This is a genomic window from Kiloniella sp. (assembly GCF_048259265.1).
GTDB lineage: Bacteria > Pseudomonadota > Alphaproteobacteria > Kiloniellales > Kiloniellaceae > Kiloniella.
Window position 1 is genome coordinate 62904 of the sequence record NZ_JBLXHT010000011.1, and the last position, 19574, is coordinate 82477.

Annotated in this window: 19 protein-coding genes; 9 read left to right on the top strand and 10 right to left on the bottom strand. The window is 45.1% G+C overall.

Annotation, left to right across the window (positions count from 1 at the left end; translation table 11 throughout):
- Positions 1 to 10: 10 nt before the first annotated feature.
- The 4 genes from ACN0QW_RS16310 (at position 11) to ACN0QW_RS16325 (ending at position 3295) form a co-directional block, all read left to right on the top strand.
- Complete coding sequence (locus tag ACN0QW_RS16310; RefSeq protein ID WP_417432870.1) at positions 11 to 1018, top strand: stage II sporulation protein M; 1008 nt, start codon at positions 11 to 13, stop codon at positions 1016 to 1018.
- Entirely contained in the window at positions 1003 to 2064 is a 1062-nt protein-coding gene (locus tag ACN0QW_RS16315; protein ID WP_417432872.1) for an RDD family protein, read from the top strand. The genes ACN0QW_RS16310 and ACN0QW_RS16315 overlap by 16 nt, the downstream gene beginning before the upstream one ends.
- A 76-nt stretch (positions 2065 to 2140) precedes the next feature.
- Positions 2141 to 2911 carry a hypothetical protein gene (locus tag ACN0QW_RS16320; protein ID WP_417432874.1) on the top strand — a complete coding sequence of 257 codons (771 nt, stop codon included), beginning with the start codon at positions 2141 to 2143 and terminating at the stop codon, positions 2909 to 2911.
- A gap of 117 nt (positions 2912 to 3028) precedes the next feature.
- Positions 3029 to 3295 carry a metal-sensing transcriptional repressor gene (locus ACN0QW_RS16325; protein ID WP_417432876.1) on the top strand — a complete coding sequence of 89 codons (267 nt, stop codon included), beginning with the start codon at positions 3029 to 3031 and terminating at the stop codon, positions 3293 to 3295.
- 4 nt (positions 3296 to 3299) lie between these two features.
- Here the strand turns inward: ACN0QW_RS16325 and ACN0QW_RS16330 are convergent, their stop codons facing one another.
- On the bottom strand, positions 3300 to 3713 hold the full coding sequence (locus ACN0QW_RS16330; RefSeq protein WP_417432878.1) for a DUF1801 domain-containing protein: 414 nt from the start codon (positions 3711 to 3713) through the stop codon (positions 3300 to 3302).
- Between the two features lie 134 nt (positions 3714 to 3847).
- Positions 3848 to 4588, bottom strand: a complete 741-nt coding sequence (locus ACN0QW_RS16335) for a pyridoxine 5'-phosphate synthase (protein ID WP_417432880.1) — start codon at positions 4586 to 4588, stop codon at positions 3848 to 3850.
- A gap of 109 nt (positions 4589 to 4697) precedes the next feature.
- On the opposite strand from ACN0QW_RS16335, the gene ACN0QW_RS16340 reads away from it, so the two are divergent.
- The 3 genes from ACN0QW_RS16340 (at position 4698) to ACN0QW_RS16350 (ending at position 7485) form a co-directional block, all read left to right on the top strand.
- The gene (locus tag ACN0QW_RS16340) at positions 4698 to 6068 is read left to right on the top strand and encodes a PLP-dependent aminotransferase family protein (RefSeq protein WP_417432882.1); all 1371 of its coding nucleotides are present in this window, start codon (positions 4698 to 4700) and stop codon (positions 6066 to 6068) included.
- A gap of 157 nt (positions 6069 to 6225) precedes the next feature.
- Positions 6226 to 6579 (top strand): VOC family protein, encoded by a 354-nt coding sequence (locus tag ACN0QW_RS16345; RefSeq protein ID WP_417432884.1) that lies wholly within the window; start codon positions 6226 to 6228, stop codon positions 6577 to 6579.
- 204 nt (positions 6580 to 6783) lie between these two features.
- On the top strand, positions 6784 to 7485 hold the full coding sequence (locus tag ACN0QW_RS16350) for a substrate-binding periplasmic protein (protein ID WP_417432886.1): 702 nt from the start codon (positions 6784 to 6786) through the stop codon (positions 7483 to 7485).
- 35 nt (positions 7486 to 7520) lie between these two features.
- Here ACN0QW_RS16350 and ACN0QW_RS16355 read toward each other — a convergent pair whose 3' ends face one another.
- From ACN0QW_RS16355 to ACN0QW_RS16375, 5 genes are all read right to left on the bottom strand, one after another.
- Positions 7521 to 8285, bottom strand: coding sequence for a DeoR/GlpR family DNA-binding transcription regulator (locus ACN0QW_RS16355; RefSeq protein ID WP_417432887.1), 765 nt, complete (start codon positions 8283 to 8285; stop codon positions 7521 to 7523).
- Positions 8286 to 8321: 36 nt separating this feature from the next.
- Complete coding sequence (ugpC, locus tag ACN0QW_RS16360) at positions 8322 to 9398, bottom strand: sn-glycerol-3-phosphate ABC transporter ATP-binding protein UgpC (protein WP_417432889.1); 1077 nt, start codon at positions 9396 to 9398, stop codon at positions 8322 to 8324.
- Positions 9398 to 10252, bottom strand: coding sequence for a sn-glycerol-3-phosphate ABC transporter permease UgpE (gene ugpE / locus ACN0QW_RS16365; RefSeq protein ID WP_417432891.1), 855 nt, complete (start codon positions 10250 to 10252; stop codon positions 9398 to 9400). Before ugpE ends, ugpC begins: the two co-directional genes overlap by 1 nt.
- An 11-nt stretch (positions 10253 to 10263) precedes the next feature.
- Complete coding sequence (locus ACN0QW_RS16370) at positions 10264 to 11142, bottom strand: ABC transporter permease subunit (protein WP_417432893.1); 879 nt, start codon at positions 11140 to 11142, stop codon at positions 10264 to 10266.
- Positions 11143 to 11229: 87 nt separating this feature from the next.
- Complete coding sequence (locus ACN0QW_RS16375; RefSeq protein WP_417432895.1) at positions 11230 to 12534, bottom strand: extracellular solute-binding protein; 1305 nt, start codon at positions 12532 to 12534, stop codon at positions 11230 to 11232.
- A gap of 363 nt (positions 12535 to 12897) precedes the next feature.
- On the opposite strand from ACN0QW_RS16375, the gene ACN0QW_RS16380 reads away from it, so the two are divergent.
- Together ACN0QW_RS16380 and ACN0QW_RS16385 are read left to right on the top strand one after the other, a co-directional pair.
- Positions 12898 to 15357, top strand: coding sequence for a DUF3772 domain-containing protein (locus tag ACN0QW_RS16380; RefSeq protein WP_417432897.1), 2460 nt, complete (start codon positions 12898 to 12900; stop codon positions 15355 to 15357).
- A 138-nt stretch (positions 15358 to 15495) separates the two neighbouring features.
- On the top strand, positions 15496 to 16254 hold the full coding sequence (locus tag ACN0QW_RS16385; protein ID WP_417432899.1) for a DeoR/GlpR family DNA-binding transcription regulator: 759 nt from the start codon (positions 15496 to 15498) through the stop codon (positions 16252 to 16254).
- Between the two features lie 73 nt (positions 16255 to 16327).
- On the opposite strand, the gene ACN0QW_RS16390 is transcribed toward ACN0QW_RS16385, so the two are convergent.
- The 3 genes from ACN0QW_RS16390 to ACN0QW_RS16400 all read right to left on the bottom strand — a co-directional run bounded on the left by ACN0QW_RS16390 (position 16328) and on the right by ACN0QW_RS16400 (position 19570).
- Positions 16328 to 17608, bottom strand: a complete 1281-nt coding sequence (locus tag ACN0QW_RS16390) for an NAD(P)/FAD-dependent oxidoreductase (protein ID WP_417432901.1) — start codon at positions 17606 to 17608, stop codon at positions 16328 to 16330.
- 36 nt (positions 17609 to 17644) lie between these two features.
- Positions 17645 to 18985: an NAD(P)/FAD-dependent oxidoreductase gene (locus tag ACN0QW_RS16395; RefSeq protein ID WP_417432903.1), complete on the bottom strand. Its 1341-nt coding sequence runs from the start codon at positions 18983 to 18985 to the stop codon at positions 17645 to 17647.
- A 153-nt stretch (positions 18986 to 19138) separates the two neighbouring features.
- Entirely contained in the window at positions 19139 to 19570 is a 432-nt protein-coding gene (locus ACN0QW_RS16400) for a hypothetical protein (protein ID WP_417432904.1), read from the bottom strand.
- Positions 19571 to 19574 lie beyond the last annotated feature (4 nt).

The following is a 19574-nucleotide window of genomic DNA, read 5'->3' on the forward strand; positions in this document are numbered from 1 at the left end:
GGCAGGCGTAATGTCAGATGCAACGTTGAAAAGTTCCCAGTTTCGTAAAGAACGCGAAGCGTCCTGGAAAGAGCTTCAGGATCTGGTTGAGAAAATTGAAAAAAAGGGCGTAAAATCACTGGATGCAGATCAACTGATGCGCTTGCCAAACCTTTATCGCTTTACCTTGTCATCGTTGTCGGTTGCGCGTGGTGTCTCTCTGGATAGAAACCTGCTTGAATACCTCGAACTTCTCTCGACAAGGGCCTATTTCTGTATTTACGGAGTGCACGCCAGCTTTGGGGGAACTGTATTCAAGTTTCTTTTTGAAGATCTGCCGCAAGCTGTCTGGAATGCCCGTTGGCGTATTTTGCTGACCACAATTATCATGCTCGTGGGTGGGGTAATCGCCTATTACCTGACGATCACAAATGAAGAATGGTATTACACTTTTGTCAGTGATGGCATGTCTAGTGGACGCACGCCTGCTAGTGCAACTGAAGTTTTACGCAAAGGCTTGTATGATGGCGCTGATATTGAATCCCATGAACTAAATGTTTTTGCATCATCCTTATTTTCGCACAACTCATCTGTCGGTATGTTTTCTTTTGCACTCGGGTTTGCCCTCGGGGTGCCGAGTGTTTTACTTATTTTTTATAACGGTTTGACGCTGGGGTCTTTTGTTGCCCTCTATAGCGAGCGTGGCTTGGGTGTCGATGTTGCCGGTTGGTTATCCATCCATGGCACGACAGAGTTACTGGCGATTATTCTATGTGGTGCAGGTGGACTTGGTCTTGCCAAGGGAATAATTATACCCGGTCATAAATCAAGATTGTCCAATCTTGCGCACGAGGGACGGCAGGCTGCAAAGGTAGTTATTGGAGCCGTCCTTATGCTTTTGATTGCGGCAATACTCGAAGGTTTTGGGCGCCAATGGATCACTGATACGTCAACACGGTTTTTAATAGGCGGCTCTATGCTTGTTTTCTGGGGGGGCTATTTTGGCTATTGGGGGCGTAAAATATGCAAAAGACGATAATGCCTTCTTCCTCAAAAGCATCGGGACTGGATAAAAAACAAAGCAATAGACTTAAAAAAAATAATCGATCAAACAAAATCAACATTGCCCAAAAAGACAAGAGCCACTGGCGGCGGGTCATTACTCCAGAGGGAGTCCCCGTCAGTTTCCAATTGGCGTCTCGTGGCGACCGTGTTGCTGCGATATTATTGGATTTGATGATTGTCTACGGCTTGCCGATATTGATTCTTGTCGGTTTTCTTTTATCGGGTGCTTGGGAACACTTTCTGGATAAAAAAGAGGCAATATATGTCCTGATTTCCGTGATCACGGTTGTTTTATTTCTCTGGTACAACTTTTATTTCAGTTACTTTGAAATCAAATGGCAGGGACGGACGCCGGGAAAAAGAGTTTTGGGGATTAGGGTTGTGGACCGTCATGGCGGCCAGTTAAAGCCTGATGCTGTATTCGCGCGGAATTTGATGCGCGAACTTGAACTGTTTTTACCGATGACGATGCTGTTTTCACCCGTGGGTTATGGTTACGAGGGATTAATCAATCTGTTGATTTGGGTCTGGCTTGGGGTCTTTATTTTCTTGCCCTTCTTCAATAAAGATCGCCTAAGAGCCGGGGATATGATTGCTGGCACCTGGGTTGTTAAAATCCCAAAAACAAACTTGTTGGGGGATATCGTCCAAGATCAAAACATTGGCTCTCCTCGGGCAGGAAAACTATCTGATCCGATGACAAGCCAAGCAGATGCCTACAGCTTTTCAGATGAGCAGGTCGATGCCTATGGCATTTATGAGCTGCAAACTTTGGAAGAGCTGTTGCGAAAACCAGAGGTAGCCACAAAGACAATTAAAGAAGTCACTGAACGCATCAAAGCAAAAATTAAATGGGTTGAGCCATCCATCGACAAGGGGGCTTCGTTCTATTGGAAAAATCATAAGGGGAGCACGCAAAAGGATAAGGAGTTCCTTAAGGCTTATTACGCAGCACTGCGAAAAAGGCTTGAAGCCAAGATGCTTTTTGGTGTCCGTCGGGAAAATAAACATGATAAGTGATAAGAGATTTTGCTCTCATTTTTTTCTTGCAGTAAGATCATCTTTTAAAAATTGATTTATTATCTGAGGGGGTAATATGAGTAATTTGAATGAAAATGTTGTAGGTCAATTTAATATTGGCGATACATTAGCCACGACTTTTAATGTTTTACTTAAACGGTTTATTCCACTGAATCTATTGGTATTTATTTTTCAATTACCAATGTTGATCTGGTCTATATCATCTGGTTTATTCACCGCCAGTGTTGAGAACCCAGAGGCAGTTCTTAACAGTTTTGGTGATCAATTTGTTTGGATCATGATTGTTTCAACAATCTTGTCGTTTGCATCTGCTGCGGCCGTTGTTTATGGGGTTTTTCTGGATATTACGGGGCGTGATATCAATATTGGCGAGTGTTTGTCCAAAAGCTTAAGTGTTTTGGTCCCCGTTATTTTGTCGGGCGTTTTGGCTTACATTATTATTCTTATTGGTAGTGTTCTGCTTGTTGTTCCCGGAATTTTTGCAGCTATATGCTTTTTTGTCGTGATCCCCGTGGTCGTTGTTGAACGTCCAGGTGTCTTTGCCAGCCTTGGACGAAGCGCTGACCTTACAAAAGGTAACCGTTGGTCTATTCTAGGACTTTTTCTGATCATCATGATCGTTGCGATTGTCCTCGGGTTTGTGAGTAACTTCATCACGATCTTCTTTGTTGGTACCGGCTTGAATATCATCGCCATTGTTATCTCAACCGTGGTTCAGGTTATTACGACAACCTTCTTCCTGATTGTAGGCGCTGTGACTTATAGCAATCTGCGCAATAGCAAAGAAGGCATTTCTACTGGTGAGATTGCTTCTGTATTTGACTAAAAACGGTTAGATATGAATAAAGAAAAAAGCCGGAACAGTTTCGTTTCCGGCTTTTTTTTTATGTCGTGATAAATTATTGTTATGCACAATGACCATTCAGATGAAACGACAGAATAAATGTCAACACAGCATACATCCCATAAGCAGGTTATTAACCGTCTCAAACGGGCGCATGGTCATATGCATAAAATTATGGAGATGCTGGAAGATGAACGATCTTGTGTTGATGTGGCCCAGCAGTTGTATGCGGTTGAAAAAGCCGTGGTCAAAGCCAAGAGGCTGTTAATCCATGATCATATTGATCATTGTTTGGGGCAGGGGGACCAAGATAGTCGATCAGGCCAAACGCTGGATGAATTAAAAGAAATTACGAAATATCTCTAGGGTATTATTTTTTGTTCAGATGATAGGTTAGGGCTAGGGAAATACAGTGCTGAAGCGCCGGAGCTTGAACGTCATCTTTTTCATTGAACAGGATTGCTCTGTTACCGCTATATGTAAACTCGGTTGGATAGAGTTCGCGAAATTGATCAAGTAGGCTGGTCTGGCAATGGACATAAAGGGCGTATTGCCCCTGATCCTTACCAGCTTGATCGATACGAATTGTGGTTCCACTTTTAGATTTTGTCGTTAGAAAGCTCGGCTGTCCCCATTTCAAGGTTTCTTCAATGTGACCAACATTTGGAATACTAGCTGCTGTATCCAGTATCATTTCCCTAAGGTCGAGGAGCTTTTTACGAATGCCTGCAGGGTACTTGTCATAGGTCGAAGCGATGTTATCAGGTAGTGATCTGGCGGTCATACGGTCCAAGCCTTAGGGGACGTGTTTATAATGTGTTATGTCATCCAGAAATTTCATATTGAAAAATCCCCGACAGAATAGATGACTGTATAGACACAGCCTAACCGATACAGTCGGGGAATGCCATGTCGTGTTTATTTCTTTGCTATTTCCGCAAGATAAGCCTTGATCGCACCATCCATTCCATAGACGAGAGCGTCAGCCGTGAGGGCATGACCAATAGACACTTCATCTGTCCAGGGAATAGCTTGTAGAAAATGGGCGAGATTATCCAAATTTAGATCGTGCCCTGCATTGACGCCTAAGCCAGCTTCGCGTGCGGCAATGGCTGTGTTTGTATATTGTGAAAGTACCTGTTCCCGATCGTCCCGAAAGAAACATTCATAGTAGGGACCAGTATAAAGCTCGACACGATCAGCACCGATTTCTGCTGCGGCAAGGGCAACGTCTGGCTCGTGATCAATGAACACCGAGACGCGTGCATTTTGGGCGTGAAGCCGATCAACGATCTCTTTGAGTCTGTCTTTGTTGCTGCGGATATCCCAGCCATGATCGGATGTATTTTGGTCGGGATCGTCTGGTACTAATGTCACCTGTTCCGGTTTAGTTTCTGCGACAAGTTCCATAAATTCTTCGGTTGGATTGCCTTCGATGTTGAATTCTATCGGGGCGCTATATTCTTCACGGAGCATTCTGGACAGATCATACACATCTGATTTTCGCGTGTGTCGCTGATCGGGTCTCGGGTGGACTGTTATGCCGCCTGCACCTGCTGCCAAGGCTATTTTGGCCATTCCGGTCACGCTTGGGTAGTCGATATCCCTCTGATTACGTAACAGGGCAACTTTGTTCAGGTTTATGCTAAGTACAGTCATGATTTCCTCATATTGTTACGGTAACAATATAAAATGTTGTGATTTTATATAGAATAATGTTCTTATTATTGTTCTAGTCAATAAAAATATTGTTGGGGTAACAATGTGGGTGCCACATAACCTTGATCCTAAACTATCCGTCTATCGCGCCATAACTGATTGTCTGGCGATTGATATTGAACAGGGACGTCTTGCCGAGGGTGAGAAACTTCCGCCTATGCGTAACCTTGCTGATGAGTTGGGTGTTACCGTGGGGACTGTTTTACGTGCCTATGACCTTGCGGAACAACGGGGGTTACTTATCAAACAGACAGGGCGGGGTAGTTTCGTTCGTGCCCATCGGGATCACGAACAAAATAAACAGGATGCATTGGATGAAACCGGTGCTGTTGACCTAAGTCGGAATACGCCACCTTTTATTAACCTAGAGGCACAGTTGCGGCGGTCGCTGATTGAAATTGGCAAGGACAGTAATCTTGATGGCATGCTGGAGTATGGGCAAAGTCAGGGGTTGTTGCGTCATCGCGACGTTTTGTGTGAATGGCTTGGTGGACGTGGGTTCAAGGCTGACCCAGAACGATTGATTATAACTGGTGGAGCGCAACAGGCGCTAACCGCTGCCTTGGGGGCACTAACATCCCCAGGGGATACTGTGCTTGTCGAAGAGCTCTCTTATCCCGGTATTAAGAACTATGCCCGGTTTTTTGGAATTAATCTTGTGCCCGTTGCTTTGGATGAAGGCGGGTTGGTTCCCCAATCCGTCGAACAGGCATGCCTCAGAAATTCAGTTAAGGCACTGTATTGTATGCCTTTTGCTCATAATCCAACGACGGCAACTATGTCTGAAGCGCGGATTGCCGAAATTGCAAAAATGGCAGATCAATATGGCTTTTTTGTTATCGAGGATGATGTTAATCCACGTAGCCCAAAATCTGACTTTAAACCCATCGCTGCTTACAACCCTGAACGTACCGTATATATCAGCAGTCTATCAAAGACCATTTCTCCGGGATTGCGCGTTGGTACCTTAATGCCGCCGCAAGGGCTATTATCTCAATTCCTGGCAGCGAGCCAGACCACCAGTTGGATGGCCCCGCCGCTGATGGCCGAGGTTGCATGCCATTGGATTAAGGATGGCACGGCAAGTGAGCTTGAAATACAGCGGAATACGATAACGGCTAATTTGCTCAAACAGGCTGCGGACAGTCTTGCTGGAACAGTATATCGCTATAACGAGGCAACTTCTCATCTTTGGATACCACTGAGGGATACATGGAAAGCCGAAGAATTTGCAGAGACACTTGGTTTGCGGGGTGTCAGGGTTTCTCCTTCGAGTATTTTTGCCGTTGATCCTGTTTCTGCACCATCGGGTGTTCGAATCAATCTGACAAACATTGATGATGCACTGTTGAAACAGTCTCTTACTGCTGTCGTGGAGCTACTAAACAGTACCCCTCAAGCGACAAAATTTCATATGTGATGAGGACCGAGGCCTGTCCGAAATAAGTTGGATGTGAATTTAATGATTGATTACTTAATCAATTTAGGAACTCAACGTCGGTTTTACTGCGCGTAAATCTGTAAAAGATAAGTAACCCCAATAAAGATATATAGATAAAGAAAAGAAGGAGTAGGCAATGGGATGTCCCGTCGTACATTTTGAGATTATTTCCGACGATGCGGAAAAGGCACAGGCTTTTTATGGTGATCTGTTTGGGTGGGATATTGATGCTGATAATCCAATGAATTATGGCATGGTTGATACAGAAAGCGATGATAAGGGAATAAATGGCGGTATTGGTGAGGATATGACCGATACAGGTGGTCATCTTACCTTTTATGTTGAAGTGACCTCGGTCGAAGAAACCTTGAAGCTGGCTGTAGAAAAGGGTGGGACCGTTGTACTTGAAGCTCTGGATGTTCCCGGTGGACCTACGATTGGCTTGTTCAATGATCCCGATGGACGGCGTGTTGGTCTTGTTGAGGCCTGAGAGCCTTCGAGAATATAATCAATAAAGCTCTGGCTGGAATGTCAGAGTTTTATTGGGCTTTAGGATCTTTAATATAATTTTACCTATTTCCAATATTCTAATGTTTTAGAGAAACAGGTCATTGGACTTTGGATGAGATTTTTACTCTTCTTGTTTGTGCTATTTCATAGTTGTTTCAGTGCGATAACAGCTTTGGCAAAAGAGGTGAAGTTAGTCACAGGGTTTGATTATGCTCCTTATGCAAGCCCTAATTCCCCCAGCGGCGGGGTAATCACTGAAATAGTTACGACCGTATTCTCTGAAATGGGGTACCGCGTCAATCTGGGCTATTATCCTTGGAATAGAGCGCTCAAAAGGGTTGACCGCCTTAACAGTGATGCGACATTTCCTTTTGCTTATACTGTAGATCGTGCCGCAAAATTTTTATATTCCGATCCGATTCACCACATAAAGTTAAGTGTTTTCCAAAAATCGGGAAGCGAAAATAACTATTCCAAGCCTGATGATTTGATCGGCCTGACAGGCTGTGAACCATTGGGGTACAAGACCGAAGTTGAGCTTGTCGGTTTGATTGAGGCAAAAAAAATTAATCGTTTTCGCGCTGAAAGTGTAGAAGACTGCCTGCAAGGGGTGGCATCGGGGCGTGCAGACTTTGTTGTTCTTAGTCCGTCGGTTGCCTGGGCTGCTGCGAATAAGCTATGGAAAGATAAAGCAAAAGATATCATATCTGAAGCAAAGGTGCCGTTAAAAACATCGACGGAGCACCTTATAATATCGAAAAAACATCCGAATGGGCAGGGATTGATTACAGAATTTAATGCAACATTTCTTCGGTTGAAAGCAAAGGGTGTTGTCGAGGGGATTTGGACCAGACACTTGGGAAAAGATGCGTACCCATTGATGTAGAACTCCTTGATCGGCACGGTATAAACGATATTCGGTTACACACAACATTCTTTTGTTTTTAGCTTTGAAAGTTCCAGCTGAACGCGGGTGTTATCGTCAGGTAATTGGTCTGTGACCATAAGATCAAGATCTTTAAAGGGGGCGACCTTCACATTTGCAGGCCTGTTCCATTTTGTATTATCAGCAACAAGGATTTTCTTGCGGCTGTTTTCCAGAATGGACTGTGTAACATGTGCTTCGTCAGGCTTGAAATCCAACATACCGAAGTCTGGATCCAGTCCACCTGTGCCGACAATGGCATAGTCTGCTTTGAACGAAGAAAAGAAACGAATGGTTTCTACCCCGACTAGATCGTGATCACTTTGTCTTAGGCGCCCCCCAGAAACATGCGTATCAATATTCTCGTTGTTGCAAAGAATAGCTGCTGCTTTGAGGTTATTCGTTAGCACACGTAAATTCTGGTATTTCAACAGGGCATTGGCGACCGAACCAACTGTTGTTCCTATACCCAAAAAAATTGTTGAACCATCTGGTATCTGGTCCGCGACGGCCTGGGCTATCTTGTCTTTGTTTTTTGCATTCATAACCTGTCTTGTACTGAAGGACAGGTTTTCAATGGCCGAAGGTAAGCAGACACCACCATGAACGCGTCTAAGCAACCCAGTCTCGCAAAGGGCATTTATATCTTTGCGAATGGTTTGAGTACTTAACTGAAAATGGGTAGCCAGATCTTCGATGCTCAAAGCATCTTCCCGGCTGGTCCATTCCAGTATTTTGTTTTGTCTCTCGCTTAGATGCATATCCTGATCGTGTCCGCTATTTTCAGGTGATAGCTATTAGATCAATCGCTTACCTGTTTCTTTACTGAAAACAAGTGCATTTGTATGATCATAACTAAGCGTTATTGTTTCACCAATTGATGGTTCTTGATCCTGATTAAGACGTAGGCAAAGTTCCAGATCTTCGCCATCTTCGTTTTTGGCTCCCTCAAGAGTACCGTAAACAAGGTTATCTGCCCCGTGTTGTTCTACGAGGTCGATATTCATTGTTAATTTGCCCTTGGGATCAATTCGAAGGTGTTCGGGACGTAGTCCCAATACAAGCTCTTCGGCTACGGGTAGGTTCTCAAATCCATCGATTTCCAATGTGCCGGATTTAAGAATTTTACCGTCATATTGTGCTGACATCAGGTTTATCTGTGGTGACCCAATAAAACTGGCGACAAACAAAGTTTTTGGATCTTTGTAAAGCTCGATAGGTTTCCCCATCTGTTCTATCTGGCCATTATTGATAACGGCAAGACGGTCAGCCAGTGTCATAGCTTCGGTTTGGTCGTGAGTAACGTAGATACTGGTGACACCCATTTTACGTTGAAGCTTTTTAATCTCGATGCGCATCTGCACACGAAGTTTGGCGTCAAGGTTACTTAAGGGTTCGTCAAACAGGAACACCTTTGGGTTTCTGACAATCGCGCGGCCCATGGCTACACGTTGTCGCTGACCACCCGAAAGCTGGTTTGGTTGCCTGTCCAAGAAGTCTTCGATATGCAGTGTCTTTGCTGCCTCGATGACTTTCTGTTCGATTTCTTCTTTGGAATCACCACGGTTCTTCAAACCGTAAGACATGTTTCCGCGCACGGTCATGTGCGGATAAAGGGCATAGTTCTGGAAAACCATCGCCACGTTACGTTCCGCGGGGGAAACATCATTGATCCGATTTTCATCAATGTGAAGATCACCCTCGGTAACTGTCTCAAGTCCTGCGACCATGCGTAACAGAGTTGATTTACCACAACCACTTGGGCCAACGAATACGATAAATTCACCGTCGGCAATTTCCATGTTAACGCCTCTGACAGCGTGGGCACCGTTTGGGTACACTTTATTAACATTGGTGAGCTTAACTTCGGCCATTATTTTTCACTTTCTACCAAACCTTTAACAAACCAGCTCTGGAATACCAGCACCACGATTACCGGGGGCAGGGTGGCCAGAATGGTCAGGGCATATGCTTTTTGGAATTGAGGGAGTTCGCCACCCTCTGACAATACCTGATAAATCTGCTTAATGCCGATGACCAAGGTGTAATTGTCTTCATTTGTTGTCATAATCAGTGGCCATAGATATTGGTTCCATCCAACCACAAACATGATGATCAGGATCGCGGCGATCATTGTCTTGGAAATGGGCACCAAAATATCGATAAAGAACTGCCAGGCATTTGCTCCGTCTAGACGCGCTGCTTCTAAAAGCTCTTCGGGAACTGACTTGTAGAATTGACGGAAATAAAATGTTCCGGTTGCAGAGGCAATGAGCGGCAGGATCAATCCCGTGTGGGTATCCAGTAATCTCATACTGGCAACAACTTCATAGGATGGAATAATTCTGACCTCTAGCGGTAAGAGAAGGGTCATGAATATGATCCAGAATAATGGTGTTGCTAGTCTAAACCTGAAATACACAATGGCGTAGGCCGCGAGCATTGAAATCACGACTTTCCCAACCGCAAAACCGATGCCAAGGATAAAGCTGTTCCAAAGCATCATACTAGCGGTGACACGTTTCATTACGCCGCCTTCTACAAAGAGAACTTCGTTGTAGTTCTCAAAGAAGTGTCCGCCCGGCCAAGCTTGCAGGCCTTCTCTGAAAAGAGTTTCTGCAGAATGTGTCGATGACATAAAAGCAACCCAAACGGGAGCAGTCATGAATATTGCACCGAGGATAAGGATCAGATGTCCCGAGATCGCATGCCAATTAAGTTTCAACATTCTGATCCCTCCTAGTAATGAATTTTGCGTTCAATGAAACGGAACTGGATAACAGTTAGCGCCAGTACCAGAAGCATCAGAACAACAGATTGAGCGGATGACCCCCCAAGATCGGTACCTCTAAAGCCATCAAGATAAACTTTGTAAACAAGGGTGCTGGTTGATCCACCAGGAGCACCCGCAGTTGTGGTATCAATGATACCAAAGGTCTCAAAGAAAGCGTACGTGATGTTGATCACAATAAGGAAGAAGGTTGTCGGGGCCAAAAGCGGGAAGGTCATGGTCCAGAAACGGCGGAGACTGCTTTTGCAATCAATTGTCGCGGCTTCAATCACTGATTTTGGAATACCCTGAAGACCGGACAGGAAGAAAATGAAGTTCACGCTGACCTGTTTCCAGACCGCGATCAATACAACAATAAAGCCTGCATCAAATGAATCCAGCTTATGGTTAAAGTCCCATCCCATGGCATTTAGGAAATAGTAGAGATCACCAATCAGGGGATTAAACATCAGGTTTCCCATTAATCCAGCTACTGGTGGCGCGATGGCATAGGCCCACATGAGCAGTGTTTTATAGGTGCGAGCCCCTTGGATGGCCTCATTCGCTTTTACTGCCAATAACATGGCAAGAGCGAGAGAGAGGAAAGTAACCAAAAAAGAGAAAATCAGCGTAAAGCTAGCTGATTGCAGCCACGAGTCTTTTAAAATGGTATCTTCGTAATTTTGAAACCAGACAAACTGCGAGGACAAGCCCCAGGCATCTTCTAGCAAAAATGACTGATAGATGGCCTGTGCAGCGGGCCACAGAAAAAATATACAAATGATAATAATTTGTGGAGCGATAAACAGATAGGGTATCGGGCTGTGGCTAAATTGAACTCGTTTCATAGCAGAAAGCGCGCTCCATATACGTCGATAGTGAACATCGTAAAACTATGAGCGACGATCATTTCGATCGCCGCTCATAATCAGGTCTTAGTTATAGGTCGCGTTAAAGCGCTCTAGCAGATCGTTGCTTTCTTCTTCGATTTTAGCGAAAGCATCGTCAACAGATGATTTTCCTGCGAAAATATCATCAAAATGTTTGTAGAGAACTTCACGGATCTGAACGTAGTAACCAAGGCGATAACCTTTTGTCCAGTCACCACCAGGCTGGTTTAGCTGAAGAATACCGATTTCAGCGTCTGGTGTTGTTTCGTAGTAACCATCATTCTTGGCAAGGTCATAAGCTGCATTGGTGATCGGAACATAACCAGTTTCTTTGTGCCAGAAATACTGCATTTCCGGGCTGGTCAGGAACTTCATGAAATCAGCAACGCCTTTGTATTCTTCGTCGTCATGACCAGACATGGCGAAAAGAGCAGCGCCACCGATGAATGTACCTTTAGGCTCATCGATAATTGATTTCCAATGCGGAAGGAAAGCGCCACCAAATTCAAATTCAGCACTTTTTGTCAGGCCACCAAACGATCCTGAAGAACCAAGCCACATAGCTGTTTTTTGTTGGACGAATGCATCCTGGTTGTCACCCCATGCACGGCCATAGTAACCGTACCAGCCTTTATCCAGCCACTCTTTGACTTTACCCCAGTGCATTTTCAGTTCCGGGTTGTTGTACATGATTTTTACATCTGTACTGTCATAGCCGTTGTTAGCTGTTGCCATCTGAAGGTTGTGACGGCTGTGGAAGTTTTCAGTAAAGATCCACGGGCTGTGACTTTGGGCGAGGGCAATATAACCAGCTTCTTTCAGCTTAGGCGCAATTGCTTCAAACTCTTCCCACGTTTTTGGTGGGTTTGTGATACCAGCTTTTTTGAAAGCTTCTTTGTTATAATAAAGCAAAGGTGTGGAAGAGTTGAAAGGCATGCCGATCATTTTGCCGTCGGAATCAGCATAGAAGTTACGCACACCCGGCAGATAATCTTCTTTGTTGAAGCCTGCACCGTGTTCAGCCATTAAATCGGCAACAGCAATGGTCGCGCCTTTGGCGTTGATGATCGTTGCGGCACCAGCATCAAAAATCTGTAAGATATGTGGCTGTTGCTTGGCACGGAATGCCGCAATACCAGCCGTCATCGTGTCTTCGTAACCACCTTTATAAGTTGGTACGAGCTTATATTCACTCTGGCTTTCGTTGTATTTGACGGCAATTTCATCAACAACTTCGCCCAGACGACCGCCCATAGCATGCCACCATTGAACTTCAGTCGCAGCATTTGCGACGCTGATTGTTGCCAGGCAGGAAAAAGCGCCAATGGCCGTAAGAGTACGTTTTAACATAGAGATAACTCCCTGTGGGTAAAGTATCGAAAGAATAAATTCAGACCCGTTGTTCCGGGTTCATTTGAACCATTTATAGCCTTCATATGAAACTATAACTACAAAAATTGGTCAAATAAAAGACAAAATCGTCATCGTAGGGTTTTCTAGGAATTCAATCTGATGAATCCATTGTTACTTACAGGTATTCTATGGTTATTTGCTTATATTCTTCGATTTAATTGGTATCTTGTGGGTTCTTAAAGTGGCCTTATTATCATGTATTCTTTCAGTATTATAATCTATTCTTAAGATATCTTTCCTACGTAAAGTTGTGTTATAGTTCGCATGGATTAATTTGCCAGAACTTGAGAATTAAAATTTATGAAAATATTGAATGCAATGTCCCAAAAGGCATTGTTTATTTTTTATGTCTGTTTTTTGTCTATATCTTTGGCATTGCCTGTTTCTGCAAACGAGGATTTGCGTAGTAAATTTGATGCGGCTTTGACAACGTGGGAGCTAGAGCTCTATGAAAGAACACAGGATTTAGAGCGCAAAGACCTTTCACAGGGCGATTTTGAGACTATTCGAGACGATCTCGATCGTGTGAGGATGCAATCTCGGGAATTTATTTCCCGGTTACAGCCGATCCAGAATCAACTAACCAAACAGTTGAAGGGTTTGGGGCCTGTTCCAGAGAAAAATCAAACGCATGAAGCCGAGCAAATTGTTATCATCAGGCAAAATCTTGAATCCGAACTTTCGATTGTTAACAGTCAGATCAAACAGGCCGAGCTGATTTCACCACGTGTCGATGAACTTGTTGGACGGTTCAACAGGATTGAAAGACAACGTTTTGTTGATGAGGTTTTTAGTCGAGGCCCGGTTCCTGTCTCTCGGTCATTATGGAGAGAGGTTTTTGAGCTAAGTGGTACGGACTGGAAAGCATTTTTTATTCAGCTAGAACTGGCCCAGAGTACGGTTGGAGAACAAATAGAGTGGGAAGAGGTTATTCCTCTGTGGGTGATTGTTCTTGCCGCAGCTTTTGTGTTGTCCCTTTTGCTTCGGGTCATGCGAAGACGTTATGGCGTTCAGTCGGATATTGTTAATCCAGATTATCATAAAAGAGTCCTTGCGGCATCCTTGAATGCGCTTAAACGTGCTTTGATCCCGGTTACGTTCCTGACCTTGGTGGTGGGTACGTTTGTGTGGACCAATGTTCTTGATCCTGAAATAGAGCAGATGGCAGAAGCTATCATTTTAGGCTTGCTGTTTGTTACAATTGCCGAGGCAATTACCAAGGCAACGTTGTTTCCTGAACGTTCATCCTGGCGCGTGCTTGATATGGCCGTTCCTGCTGCACAAAAGGTTCGAATTATTGCAATTATCATTGCCTTTACCTTTTCTGTTGATCTTCTGATCCGCGTTCTGAATGATGTCGTTCATGCATCTGCCAGTCAGCATCTTTTGGGGAAATTTTTCACCGCAACGACCATGGCTGTTCTTGTTATTCTTTTGCACAGGAAAAGCCTCTGGAATCTTGTGGGGGCGGTGCCCGAAGAGATCAGTCGTGTTTCAAGGCTCTGGTCCCGATTTCGGATAACAATCGTTGCTTTTATGTCTGTGATGATTGCCGCTGCCTTTATCGGCTTTATCCCTATGGCACATTTCGCGATATTCAATCTGGTTGCCACGCTAGAGCTCTTTTTATTGTTGTTATTAGCGCATGTAATCGTTCACGAAGTTGCTCATTACGAACTTTCCGGAGAGGCTGACATCGGTCGTAGTCTTCGTAGTGTATTGGCTCTGGATGATGATGGTGCGGATCGTCTTGGTTTTTGGATTGTACTGTGTGTTGGCTGTGGGTTGGTTGTGCTGGGGATAATTGGAACCCTGCTGATTTGGGGCATGAGTGGGCAGAGACTGTTCGGGATTATACAGACAGGGCTGACGGGCTTTAAAATCGGTGAGGTCAGAATATCATTTATTGATATCGCGGTCGCAGGGCTTCTCTTTATCGGCATGTTGGCCCTGACCAAAGTGTTCGCCAATGTTCTTGATGAACGGCTTTTGCCAAAGACAAAGCTTGATGCCGGGGTGCGAAACGCCATTAAAGCATCTGTTGGTTATGCTGGTTTGGGCCTTGCCGTTTTAATCGGGGTTTCTGCTGCGGGGCTTGACCTTTCTAATATAGCAATTGTTGCCGGTGCTCTTTCGGTGGGTATTGGTTTTGGCTTGCAGTCGATTGTAAATAACTTTGTCTCTGGTCTGATCTTGATTTTTGAACGTCCCATTAAACAGGGAGACTGGGTTGTTGTCGGCAATGAAGAAGGGCATGTGAAAAAGATCAAAGTTCGGGCAACAGAGATTGAAACCTTTGATCGTGCTTCCGTTATTATTCCGAACTCTGATCTTATTTCCGGGACAATGAAGAATTGGACCCATAAAAGTAAGCTTGGGCGGTTGGAAGTGCGGGTCGGGGTTTCGTATGATGCGGATGAAGAGAAGGTCAGAGATATCCTAACCCAGATCGCCAGTGAGCATTCGGGGGTGCTTTCCCGTCCCGAGCCTTATGTACTGTTCATGGATTTTGGTGCAAGTTCGTTGGATTTCGAGCTTCGGTGTTTCCTGAAAGACATTGAAAATAAAATGAGCATCGCCAGTGATCTCAGGTTTTCTATCCGTAAAGCCTTTCAAAATGAAGGTATTAAAATCCCATTTCCACAACAGGATGTTTATATCAAGCAAGTTTCTGGTGTTTCAAAATCTATAGACGTTTCCGATCAAGGTTTTGAAGATGTGGGAAAAGGTTCTAGATCGAAGAAGTTGCCGTCGGATTAAATTGATATCGAAAATAATATGAACGACCTTTAGGTGAATACACAAAAAGTTGGGATTTTTGTGGTTATTGACGGTTATTTCTTGAAATTAAGTTGTTAGAACGGCATAAAGATAATCAATTTATTTTTTGGGGTTATTATGTCTGCTTCGTCTCGACAGCAAGAAATTTTACGGGCAATTCGGTTAAAGGGCACCTGTGCCATATCTGAAATCGCGACGTCTCTTTCGGTTTCGGAAGAAACAATCAGGCGTGATATCAAGCCAATGGTTGCCAAGGGGCTTGTGATAAAAACCCACGGCAAGGTAACCATGCCGGACGATGTCAAAGAGCCACCGTTCCATATGCGTATGCAGGAAAATATGGATGCGAAGGTCAAAATTGCGACGGCGGTTTCCCGCATGATCGAAGATGGCGAAACGGTATTCCTGCATCCGGGATCAACCACGAACTATGTTGCCAGAGCATTATGTGATCACAGCGATTTGGTCATTTTGACGAACTCTGCCGAAATTTCCCGTACATTAGTGAGTGGCGAAGGCAACGAAGTATATATGGCGGGGGGCCTGTTACGTACCGATGACGCTGCCTCTGTCGGCCCAACGGCAATTGAATTTATCAAGACCTTTCATGTCAAGACAGCTGTGTTTGCGATTGGGGCGGTTAGCCCCACTGGATTGATGGATTTTCGTCTGAGTGAAAAAGAATTTTGCAATGCCGTTATGGAACGATCTGAACGTGTAATCGTTGCCGTTGACCACACCAAGTTCGAACGCAAAGGCATTGTCCATATTTCCGATCTGGGTGACATGGATCTTTTGGTGACCGACAGAGAGCCGCCCCAAGAGTTGCGGGATGCGCTTGAGGAAGCCGGGGTGAAAACTTTAATCGCGACTTAGGCCAAAGTGCCAGAATGAAGTGATTAAACTGACCTGAATTATGAGGTGGTTTAACTGACCGGGAATATAGTGACTAACGTGATGTTGCCTCGCGCCATCTGTCAGACATTCTCATGCCCCAATAAACACTCTGCGCTGCCATGGGGCCAAAAATACCGCCGTTCCATTCCAAATCAAACGCTTTGAATATCTTATGGCGGTCAGACACTTTGGCTATGCCCTCAGCAACAAGGCGTCCACCAATAGGGGCCGAGTTCATGCCATGACCGCCAAATGCGGTGCAGGACCAAACACCGGGTTTTAGTTCACCGATATAGGGCATTTTGTGGCGGGCGTAGGCCATTAAACCAGTCCAAGCCATATCGATCTTTACATCTGCCAGTTCGGGATAAACGTTTGTGATATCCTGTTTCAACAGGTGCGCCAAACGTTTGGGTTGGCTGGTTCTTGTGGTAATTCTGCCACCCCAAAGCAAACGATCCTCGTCGATAATGCGGTAATAGTCTGATGCCTGACGATCATCCAAAATGGCGGCACTGGTCTTGACCAGATCATGAACACGCGCCCCCAGCTTTTCTGTGACAACAACATAGGTCGCAATGGGCAACAAAGCACGTCTGACGCGATCAAACACACTACCGGAATAGCCGCCCCCACAAAGAACAACGTCTTTTGCTTTGATGGTGCCGCGTGCCGTTTTTATTTCTTTAACAGGCGTGTCGAGGTTCATTTCAACAGCTTCAGTCTTTTCGAATATTTGCCCGCCTTTTCGGGTGATCTCTTGCGCGATACCCAGACAATAGTTCAGCGGATGAAAATGAAACGCCCCCTTGTCAAAGTTGCCTTGATAGTACCGTGTGGTCTTGAATTTTTCCTGTAGGTCATCGCGGGATAAATAGTCTAATGGATAGTCGTATTGCGCTGCCATATAATCACAGTGCTTTTTCATGCCATCGGGATCGTTGTAGCGTATAACAGACAGCATGCCGGGGCTTGGATTAACCCCGTCCAGCTTTAGGTCGGCGGTGTTATTTCGAACCATATTCACACCTTCCAATGACAAGGCAAAAACGTCGCGCGCCTTATCAATCCCCAGCCGTTTTTCGACAATGGTTTTACCACCCGCAAAACCTGGTGATACAAACCCGCCATTACGCCCCGAAGCACCCCACGCAACACGGTTGGCCTCTAGGATCGTGACGGACTTTCCTCTGCCCAGAAGTTCCAGTGCACAGCTTAGGCCAGCCAAACCACCACCGACGATACAGACATCTGTTTCCAGATTATGTGTCAGAGGGGGATAGGTTACATGTTCAACCGCTGTCCGGCTGTAGTAGGTATCAGGATAGGTCATGGTGTTGCTTATTTTCTTGGTTTTAAGGGGTGACGGCTAAAGCCACTCGTCTTTGATTTGATAGAAGGCATAGGCTGCTTTTAGATATTGCAAGCGCAGTGCTGGCAAGGGGAATTTATTAAACCGCTTTGTAAAGACAGCGGGGAGCTTGCTCTGGGTTCTGTCTCCGGCGATCTCGTCTGCCAGCGCACTTCCCGCCCAACCCGACATGGCGACACCATTGCCGTGATATGCCAGTGAAGCCCAAGCCGTTTTGTCTTTGTTTATTGGCCCGATATAGGGAACGAGGTCATTGGCGAGGCAAATAAACCCCTGCCAAAAGTGTGTGTGCTCTATATGGGACCATGCAGGAAAAAGCGCTTCAAAATCTGCTCTCACCCTTTTTTCTGCCAGCTTTTCTCCCTTGGCAGAACTATCTGTGCCACCACGTCCGCCAAAGAGAAAGCGTCCATCAGGCAGCATGCGAAAATAATGCAGCAAAATACGGCTGTCATAGACCGTTGTTGTATTGGTCCAGCCCTGATCCTGTTGTTCCTGTTTACTCAAGGGGCGCGTCACCAAAATGGATGAAAGGGCAGGGAGTAATTTTCCGGCAGCATTCGAAGACAGGTTTTCTGCGGTATAGCCATTTGTGGCCATGATAACGTGGTTGGCCTTTACGATGCCCTGTGGCGTGTGAAGATGATGACCATCAACATGCTTTTCCCACTTGGTGACAGGACTGTTGCCAAAGATTTGAATGCCCGTATCGCGCAGGAGCTTCGCAAGCCCTCTGGCATATTTGAGCGGATGCAGACCAAAGCCTGTTGGGTTATGCAGACCGCCATGAAAATCACCTGACAGACCTATTTCCCCTAATTGATCCGGGGATAAAATGTGCGTTTCGTGACCAAAGGTTTTGCTGAGGAATTCCTGTTCCTGCCGCAGATCATCCATGCGGTTGGCTTTATGGGCCAGTTCGATTTCCCCATTGCCCGTGGCATCCGCATCTATGTTGTGGGTTTCCAGAAAAGACTTCACAAAGGCCACAGATTGTTTTTGCGCCTCAAAGAAACCTTGTGTCGCCTCTAGCCCGTAACGACGGATCATCTGTTGATAACTGAGCTTCGTCGACCCCATACAACAAAAGCCACCATTACGCCCCGACGCTCCCCAACCGGGCTGGGCCGCCTCAAAGACCTTCACATCAATCTGGTATTTCGTCGCCAAGCGATAGGCCGCCATCATGCCCGTGTAACCACTGCCGATAACAGCCACTTCGCACTTGGTGTCTTCTGTCAGGCGTGGGAAGTCCTCTAACTCCGGCGCCGTATCCCGCCAATAACTCGGTGCATGATTTTGAGCAGAGAAAGCGTGCGTATCATAAAGGTATTTCATGGCGTGCAACGAACTTTTTAAAAGGAGGCGAGGGGAGCGTGTTTTGTTTTTCTGTATTCCATGTCAGGAAGATGACTTGGTCAAGATAAAATGATTGCCGCGTATTCGTAGGTGAGGGCAGTTTAAAATAGTTAGTTGAAGGATGGTGAATTTTTATAATATTATTAGCGTTATAAGGGCTAGGGTTAATGGGATTAATAAGTGCTGTCCAAAAAGAGAAATTTTTTGAGCCCAATTTGATTTTATAATTGGTGTTTGTTGTTCCTCCCACTTTTCTCCAGTGCTTTTCTCAGTCACTCTTACAGTTGGATCTTGTTGGGATTTAATTACGTTTAGTGGGAAAGAGGCTTGATAGGCAATATAGTCTGTATACCAATTCAAGATATGAGTAACACTAAGGAATGCAAGCATTCCAAAACCCGCGCTTTCGATCATTTTGTCTGGCATCATATCATTTCCACCAATAACTGGGAGCTGATTTAGTGGGTAGTTATAGTAAGAAAATAATATTATTATAGATGATAATGCACAAAGGGATCGTCCTGTTGTATGAGTGGCGCGAGAAATTAACTTATCAATATTCATGTTT